Origin of the sequence: Campylobacter sp. US50a (assembly GCF_004379015.1) — a bacterium.
Taxonomy (GTDB): domain Bacteria; phylum Campylobacterota; class Campylobacteria; order Campylobacterales; family Campylobacteraceae; genus Campylobacter_D; species Campylobacter_D jejuni.
Map to the genome: position 1 here is coordinate 230,790 of NZ_RYYJ01000002.1, position 7,938 is coordinate 238,727.

The 7,938-nt window shown below is 29.5% G+C and carries 6 protein-coding genes and 1 tRNA gene; 6 read left to right on the plus strand and 1 reads right to left on the minus strand.

The features are described 5' to 3' along the window. Positions 1–84 precede the first annotated feature (84 nt). From ELQ11_RS02535 to abc-f, 6 genes are read left to right on the plus strand one after another with little or no spacing between them, the layout of a single operon-like run. Complete coding sequence (locus tag ELQ11_RS02535) at positions 85–1,755, plus strand: 30S ribosomal protein S1 (protein ID WP_070243234.1); 1,671 nt, start codon at positions 85–87, stop codon at positions 1,753–1,755. Beyond that, positions 1,755–2,243, plus strand: coding sequence for a hypothetical protein (locus tag ELQ11_RS02540; RefSeq protein ID WP_044779236.1), 489 nt, complete (start codon positions 1,755–1,757; stop codon positions 2,241–2,243). Before ELQ11_RS02535 ends, ELQ11_RS02540 begins: the two co-directional genes overlap by 1 nt. Then, positions 2,240–3,823, plus strand: coding sequence for a phosphoglycerate dehydrogenase (gene serA / locus ELQ11_RS02545; RefSeq protein ID WP_002861589.1), 1,584 nt, complete (start codon positions 2,240–2,242; stop codon positions 3,821–3,823). Before ELQ11_RS02540 ends, serA begins: the two co-directional genes overlap by 4 nt. Continuing rightward, entirely contained in the window at positions 3,810–4,472 is a 663-nt protein-coding gene (locus tag ELQ11_RS02550; RefSeq protein ID WP_002865921.1) for a response regulator transcription factor, read from the plus strand. Before serA ends, ELQ11_RS02550 begins: the two co-directional genes overlap by 14 nt. Beyond that, positions 4,466–5,755, plus strand: coding sequence for a HAMP domain-containing sensor histidine kinase (locus ELQ11_RS02555; RefSeq protein ID WP_052949407.1), 1,290 nt, complete (start codon positions 4,466–4,468; stop codon positions 5,753–5,755). Before ELQ11_RS02550 ends, ELQ11_RS02555 begins: the two co-directional genes overlap by 7 nt. Positions 5,756–5,758: 3 nt before the next feature. After that, positions 5,759–7,690 carry a ribosomal protection-like ABC-F family protein gene (gene abc-f, locus ELQ11_RS02560; protein ID WP_070243232.1) on the plus strand — a complete coding sequence of 644 codons (1,932 nt, stop codon included), beginning with the start codon at positions 5,759–5,761 and terminating at the stop codon, positions 7,688–7,690. A gap of 30 nt (positions 7,691–7,720) precedes the next feature. Here abc-f and ELQ11_RS02565 read toward each other — a convergent pair. Further along, positions 7,721–7,795, minus strand: a tRNA-Gly gene (locus ELQ11_RS02565). Positions 7,796–7,938 lie beyond the last annotated feature (143 nt).

Sequence of the window (7,938 nt, forward strand, 5' to 3'; positions counted from 1 at the left end):
AATAAAAATAAAAAAACTTAACACTAATTAAAGAAAAATAAGGTAAAATCAATCAATTTCTAAAAATTATTTTAAAGGACCATAATGAGCGAGGTGAACAAAAAAGTTCAAGGCGGCGTAGATGATTATCTTGAGGAAGAAGATTTTGGACTGCTTTTAGAGGCTTTCGATAAATCAAGAGAAGAGACTACAACAGAGGGTGTGATTGTAGAGATTAAAAATGATGAAGTTTATGTAGATATAGGCAAAAAATCTGAAGGTATTTTAGCTCTTAGTGAAATACAAGATGATAATTCTAAGCTATTATTTAATGTAGGCGATAGTATTAAAGTTGCTGTTATGGGTTCTCGTGGTGGCAGATCTTTACTTTCTCATAAAAAAGCTTTGAGAAAAGAAAAAGTTATTGAATTTATTAAAAACTATCAAGAAAATCAAGATGATATTTTTACCGTAAAAGTAGTTGGAAAAAATAAAGGCGGATTGATAGTTGTTGATGAAAATGATGTTGAATTTTTCTTGCCAAAATCTCAATATGGCTTCAAAGAAACAAATAACATTATAGGCAAAACGTTTAAAGTTAAAATTATTAAAATCGACAAAGATGAGCAAAGTATCATTGTTTCTCGTAAAAAAACTTTAGATGAGGAGAGAAGAAAACGCAAAGAATTGATCAATAATGTAGCACAACAAGAAGATTTAATTGAAGGTATTGTGAAAAAAATTACCACCTATGGTATGTTTGTAGATGTAGGAGGTGTTGATGGCCTTGTTCATTACAGCGAAATTTCTTACAAAGGACCTGTAAATCCTGGAACACTTTATAAAGAGGGCGATAAAGTTCCAGTTAAAGTTATAAAGTATGATAAAGAACGCAAACATTTATCCTTATCTATAAAAGCGGCTTTACCTGATCCATGGAGTGAGATAAAAGATACTCTTGATGTAGGTGATACCATTAAAGTAATAGTATCAAATATAGAGCCTTACGGTGCTTTTGTGGATTTAGGAAATGATATAGAAGGATTTTTACATATCAGTGAAATTTCTTGGGATAAAAATATTAAAAATCCAAAAGATTATATCAATAAAGGCCAAGAAATTGATGTTGAAGTAATTGAAATCAATCCAAATGAAAGACGCTTAAGAGTTTCTTTAAGAAATTTACTTTCTAGACCTTTTGATGAATTTATGAAATCTTACAAAATTGCAGATGTGGTTGAGGGAGAAATTACCTCAGTAACTTCTTTTGGTGCGTTTGTTAGACTTGGCGGTATTGAAGGTTTGTTGCATAATGAAGATGCTTCTTGGGATAGAAATGATAAATGCAAAGACAAATTCTCTCAAGGGGATAAAATCAAAGTAAAAATTATCAAAATAGATGAAGAAAACCAAAAAATATCATTAAGCGCAAAAGAATTAAGTAGCTCTCCAGTTCAAGAATATGCCAAAATTCATAAAGTCGGCGATATTGTAAAAGGCGCTATCCGTGATATTAAAGATTTTGGCGTTTTTGTAGAGCTAAGTAAAAATGTTGATGCTTTAATTCATAAAGAAGATATAAGCACTTCTATGCTTGAAAATTTAAAAATTGGCAACGATATTGAAGCTGCTATAGTTTTTATTGATGAAAAGAAAAATAGAATTCGCCTAAGTGTTAAAAATCTTATTAGAATGAAAGAAAGAGAAGTTCTTAATGAAATCAATAATGATGATAAAGTAACCTTAGGTGATATCATTAAAGATCAACTAACTTAATGAAAAAATACTTTACAATAAGCATTTTGAGTATTTTATTACTCATTTTGCTTGCTGTTGTTTTTACATTACTTTGGCAATTTAAAGCTAATGTAAATTTCATTCCACAATTTGCTAAAGATACAAATACGCAGCCAAGCATTCAAGCTCAAAATCAAGATCTTTCATGGCAAGAAGAATTAGCAAAATGGCCTACAAGAGATTTTACCCCAGCAGCAGAAAAATTTACCTTATATTTTAATGTGGATACTAGCGAGCTTAAGGAGAAAAATAAATATTATCAACTTATAGTTGGAAAATATGATATTTACTCTATGTTTTGCTTAAGACAGACTTTAAATTCTTTTAATGTGAAGTATTTTCTTCTTAAATCAGGCGATAGTCCAGAAATCTTTTTGGATACAGGTAATGAAAAACTTATAGATGATATTATCAAAGAATTAAAAAAATATAAAATAAATACAGAAGTAAAGGAAATTTGGCTATGAAAAAAAAGATTATAGTATGTGATGCTATTTTGGATAAAGGTGTCGATATTCTAAGAAAAGCTGAAGATATTGAGCTTATAGAAGCTGCAAAAGTTCCAAAAGATGAACTTATGCAAATGCTAAGTGATGTTGAAGTTGCTATTACTAGAAGTTCTACGGATATAGATGTAAATTTCTTAAATCATGCCAAAAAATTAAAAGCGCTTGTGCGTGCTGGGGTGGGCGTAGATAATGTTGATATTCCAGAGTGTTCTAAAAGAGGAGTGATTGTGATGAATGTCCCAACTGCAAATACTATTGCCGCAGTTGAACTAACAATGGCACATCTTTTAACATCAGCTAGAAGCTTTGTCAATGCTCATAATTTTTTAAAAATTGAAAGAAAATGGGAAAGAGAAAAATGGTATGGCATTGAATTGATGAACAAAACGCTAGGGGTTATAGGTTTTGGAAATATAGGTTCAAGAGTGGCTATCCGTGCTAAAGCATTTGGTATGAAAATTTTAGCCTACGATCCGTATATTTCTGCTTCTAAGATTACAGATTTAGATATGGAGCAAGCAAAAAATTTGGATGAAATTTTAGAAAAAAGTGATTTTATTACCATTCACACACCAAAAACCAAAGAAACCAATGGTATGATAGGAAAGCAAGAAATTGCAAAAATGAAAGATGGAATAAGATTAATAAATTGTGCTCGCGGAGGATTGTACACAGAAGAGGCTTTATATGAAGGTTTAAAAAGTGGTAAAATAGCATGGCTTGGTATAGATGTATTCGATAAAGAACCTGCGACTAATCATCCTCTTTTAGACTTTGAAAATATTTCAGTTACTTCTCACCTAGGAGCAAATACTTTAGAAAGTCAAGACAATATCGCAAGAGAAGCTTGTGAGCAAGCGCTAAGTGCAGCACGAGGCGTAGCTTATCCTAATGCCTTAAATTTACCAATTAAAACTGAAGATTTACCACCTTTTGTGGCTCCTTATATAGAACTTGTTTCTAAAATGGCTTTTTTAGCTGTTCAAATTGATAAAAATCCGATAAAAAGTATTAAATTAGAGGCCGAAGGAATTATTGGCGAGTATGCAAATTCTATGCTAACCTTTGCAGCTGTTGGTGCTTTGGGTGGAATTTTAGGAGAAAAAATTAATTATGTTAATGCAGAATTTGTAGCCAAGGAAAAAGGAGTTGAATTATCTTGCGAAACTCTTCCAAATAGTGGTTATAATAATAAACTTAGCGTTAAAATTATCACCGAAAATTCAAATATCAGTGTTTCAGGAACAGTGTTTAATGAAAATGAACAACGTATAGTTGGATTAAATGGCTTTAAAACTGATTTTAAGCCAAAAGGGAAAATGATTATTTTTAAAAACAAAGACATACCAGGAGTTATAGCTAAAATCAGTTCTGTCTTGGCAGCTAAAAATATCAACATAGCTGATTTTAGGCTTGGCAGAGATGGTTTTGGGTATGCTTTGGCTGTTGTTTTGATTGATGAAAAAGTTCAAAAAGAAGTATTAGATGAACTAAAACAATTAGAGGCGTGTGTATTTGTCCAATATGTTGAAATTTAAAATTTTAATTATAGAAGATGATATAGATTTAAACGAGCTGCTTGTTTTAAAGTTAAAATCTAGTGGTTATGAAGTTATATCTTTAGTAGATTTTTTTGGAGTTGAAGATTTGCTTGATAATGAGCAAATCGATCTTTTAATAGTCGATAGAAATTTGCCAAGTGGAGATTCTTTAGAAAAAATTCAAGATTTAAGAGAGCAAGGATACAAAGAAGCAGTTATTTTTCTTACAGCTAAGGCTTTGCATCAAGATTTGCTCGAAGGCTTTGAAAGTGGTTGTGATGATTATGTTTGCAAACCTTTTGATTTTAATGAGCTTTTGCTTCGCATTAAAGCAATTTTAAAACGCCATAAAAAAGAAGAAGAAAAACTATCTTTTGGTGATTTTATTTTAGATTTGGCTAATTATGAATTTTTTTATAAAAATCAAAAATTAGAAATCTCAAATCTTGACTATGAGCTTTTAAAATGTTTTTTTGAAAATCCAAATACCTTGCTTACTAGACAATTTTTAAGCGAAAGTGTTTGGAAAGATGATACTACAAGTGATAAAACAATCAATATAGCTCTAACAAGACTTAGAAATAAATTTCCAAAACTAAAAGATCATATTATAAGTGTTAGGGGTGTTGGCTATAAATTATGCTAAAAACTAAAAATATTTTTATAGTTTTTTTTGTTGTATTGGCTTTGATTTTTGGGTTTATTTTTTATACTTTTACTAACTCTTATCTTAATTTCTTGCTTACAAAACAATATGAACAAAAAATCAAAAGCCTTGATGATGTTTTAAAATTTTCTCTCTTAGAGCATTTAAATGATGCTAATATCAAGGATTTTGCTAAAGATACTAGGGCTGATTTTATTATCCTAAACAATGATATGAAAATAAGTTCTGTAAAAAATCCTAATTTTTTTTCTAATCTTAAAGAAGGAGAAATTTTAAATTTTAATTCAAAAAAAATTCTTACTAAAAGCTTTATTTACAAAGGATATAAATATATTATTATTGTTTATCCTCGTTTTTTAGATTTAGAACTTTTTTGGACAAAAATAGCAATCGGTTTTGGAGTGTGCTTGCTGTTTGTTTTTATTTTAATGTTGTTGTTAGGTAGAAGAATAGAGAAAAATTTTAATAAAATTTTGGATTTTTTGGATTCTATAGGGGATCATAAAGTTGTTATATTAGAAAAAGGAATGTTTAAAGAATTTAATTTGCTAAATGAGAAACTTTTAAAAACTAAGGAGAAAATTCTAAAGAATACCCAAAAAAATAAAAAACAAAGCGATAAAATTACTTTAAAAAATACTCAGCTTGCTAGCGTGATTTCTGCTATTTCTCATGAGCTTAAAAATCCATTAAGCGTGATTGATCTTAGCTTAGAGATGCTAAAAGACGAGGAATTGGAAGATAAAAAATTAAAAAAGGAATTGCTAGAAAAAATTTCGCGCCAAAGCATTAAACTTAATGCTTTGACCCATAAGCTTAATTTTGTTTTTAATCTTAATAGTGAAGCCTTGCAAATGCAAGAATTTGATCTTTTTTCTCTGTGTGAAAAAATTACTAAAAACCCAGGCTTTGAAAGAGTTGTATTGCAAGGTAAAAGCACGAAAGTTAAGGCTGATGAATTTTTAATCGAGCAAGTGATTATAAATTTGCTTTCCAATGCTTTAAAATATAGTCAAAAAGAAGTCATTTTAACAGCAAGAGATCAAAAGATAATAGTCCAAGATTTTGGAAAAGGCATAGAAGAAGATAAAATAAAATTGATTACAAAAAAATTTTATAAAATTGATGTAAAAAGTGATAATTCTTTTGGTTTGGGACTTTTTTTAGTAAAGAAAATTTTAAATATACATAAAAGCTATCTTGAAATTTCTAGCACTTTAGGCTATGGTTCTAGTTTTAGCTTTAAACTCAGTCAAGGATAAAAAATGGCTCTTATAGATTTAATTGAAGCTTCAAAAAAATTTGGAGACAAAATAGTTTTAAATGAAGCAAATTTTAGTGCAAACGAGGGAGAAAAGATTGCTATTATAGGGAAAAATGGAGAAGGAAAATCTACTTTTTTAAAAACGCTTTTAGGCACACTTCCTTTAGATAGCGGTAGAGTAATAAGACAAAATGGAAAAAGCATAGCCATGCTTTCACAAACCGTTGATTTTAATGCAAATTTAAGTGTAAAAGAAGCTATCAAGCAAGAGCTTGCAGAAATTTACAATGCCTTAGAAGAATATGAAATACTGCATAAAAAATTAGAAGAAGATCCTAATAATAAAGATCATCTTAAAAAAATAGATACACTTATGACTTTGATTGATAGTAAAGATGCTTGGAATATAGAATCTAAAATAATACGCGTTTTAAAAGAATTTAGTTTGCTTGAGTATGAAAATCGCATTATATCTACTCTAAGTGGCGGAGAGATACGCCGCGTTGGACTTTGCATACTTTTACTAAAAAATCCTGATATTTTATTGCTTGATGAACCAACTAATCATTTAGATGTATATATGACAAGCTTTTTGGAAGAATTGCTAAAAAATTCAAAGATGTGTGTGATTTTTATTTCCCATGATAGATATTTTATTGACGCTATAGCGCACAAGTGTGTAGAAGTAGAGCAGGGTAAACTTAGTATTTTTAAAGGCGGATATGCAAACTATTTAGAGAAAAAAACACAAATTTTGCAAAGCCTTGCTAAGAGCCATGAAACTCTTTTAAAGCAATTAAAAAGCGAAGAAGAATGGCTTAGAAGAGGGGTTAAAGCAAGACTTAAAAGAAATGAAGGACGAAAAGAACGCATTTTTAAAATGCGTGAAGAAGCGAAAAAAAATCCCGGAGCAATCAAACGCTTAAAACTTGAAATTTCAAGAGCGGCTTTAAATTTTAATGGAGAAAAAACGATCAATCGTAAAAAAATGCTTTTTGAGCTTAAAAATATAAGCAAAAATATAAACAATAAAAATCTTTTTAAAGATTTTTCAACGCGTGTTTTACAAGGTGAACGCATAGCTATCGTAGGAAGAAATGGTTGTGGAAAATCGACATTGTTAAAAATTCTTATAGGGCAAATAAAACAAGATAGCGGTGAAATAAAACGCGGAGAGCTTAAGATAGGATATTTTGATCAGGCTAGAAGCTTGGTAAATTCTGATAAAAGCTTGCTTGAAATTTTTTGTCCCAATGGAGGAGATAGGGTTGAAGTTCGTGGTAAAAATATGCATGTTTATGGATATTTGAAAAATTTTTTATTTCCTAAGGAATTTTTAGATAAAAGCGTAGCTCTTTTAAGTGGCGGAGAGAAAAATCGCGTTGCTTTAGCCTTGCTTTTTACTAAAGAATATGATGTTTTGATTTTAGATGAGCCAACTAATGATCTTGATATAGCTACGATTAATATATTAGAAGAATATTTACTCAGTTTTGAAGGGGCTATTTTGCTAGTATCACACGATAGATATTTTGTTGATAAAATCGCAACAAAACTTTATACTTTTGAGGGAAATGGATATATAAATATTTTACACACTCTTTATACTGAATATCTTGAAAATGAAAAAGAAATTGAAGAATTGGATAATTTTGCTTTAGAGCTTCAAACCCAAGAGCAAAATAATAACCAAAAAGAAAAAAGCTCTAAAAAATTGAGCTACAAAGAAAATGAGATATTAAAAAACCATCCTGAAAAAATAGATTTTTTAGAGCAAAAGATAGCTAAATTAAATCAAGATTTATCCGATCCAAATGTATATCAAGAAATAGGTATTAACAAGCTTTATCAAGAACTTGAAGTAATGCAAAAAGAACTTGAAATTCTAGAAAATGAGTATTTTTTAGTATTAGAGAAAAGCGAGAATTTATAATTAAAAAAAATTTTATATTTTTTTACTCTATGGAGCGGGAAACGAGATTCGAACTCGCGACCCCAACCTTGGCAAGGTTGTGCTCTTCCCCTGAGCTATTCCCGCAAAAAATAAGTGGCGCCCGAGGTCGTAGTGTGATTTATAGTTAAAATACCTAAAATAACATACTTTAAAAATTAATAATACAAATAACATATACTTTAACATATACTTTTTAAATAATAAAATTTTTCAAATATAGAAATTCA

Coding starts and splice junctions, on each gene's coding strand:
- ELQ11_RS02535 (WP_070243234.1), top strand. CDS start 85: ATGAGCGAGGTGAACAAAAAAGTTCAAGGCGGCGTAGATGATTATCTT.
- ELQ11_RS02540 (WP_044779236.1), top strand. CDS start 1,755: ATGAAAAAATACTTTACAATAAGCATTTTGAGTATTTTATTACTCATT.
- serA (WP_002861589.1), top strand. CDS start 2,240: ATGAAAAAAAAGATTATAGTATGTGATGCTATTTTGGATAAAGGTGTC.
- ELQ11_RS02550 (WP_002865921.1), top strand. CDS start 3,810: ATGTTGAAATTTAAAATTTTAATTATAGAAGATGATATAGATTTAAAC.
- ELQ11_RS02555 (WP_052949407.1), top strand. CDS start 4,466: ATGCTAAAAACTAAAAATATTTTTATAGTTTTTTTTGTTGTATTGGCT.
- abc-f (WP_070243232.1), top strand. CDS start 5,759: ATGGCTCTTATAGATTTAATTGAAGCTTCAAAAAAATTTGGAGACAAA.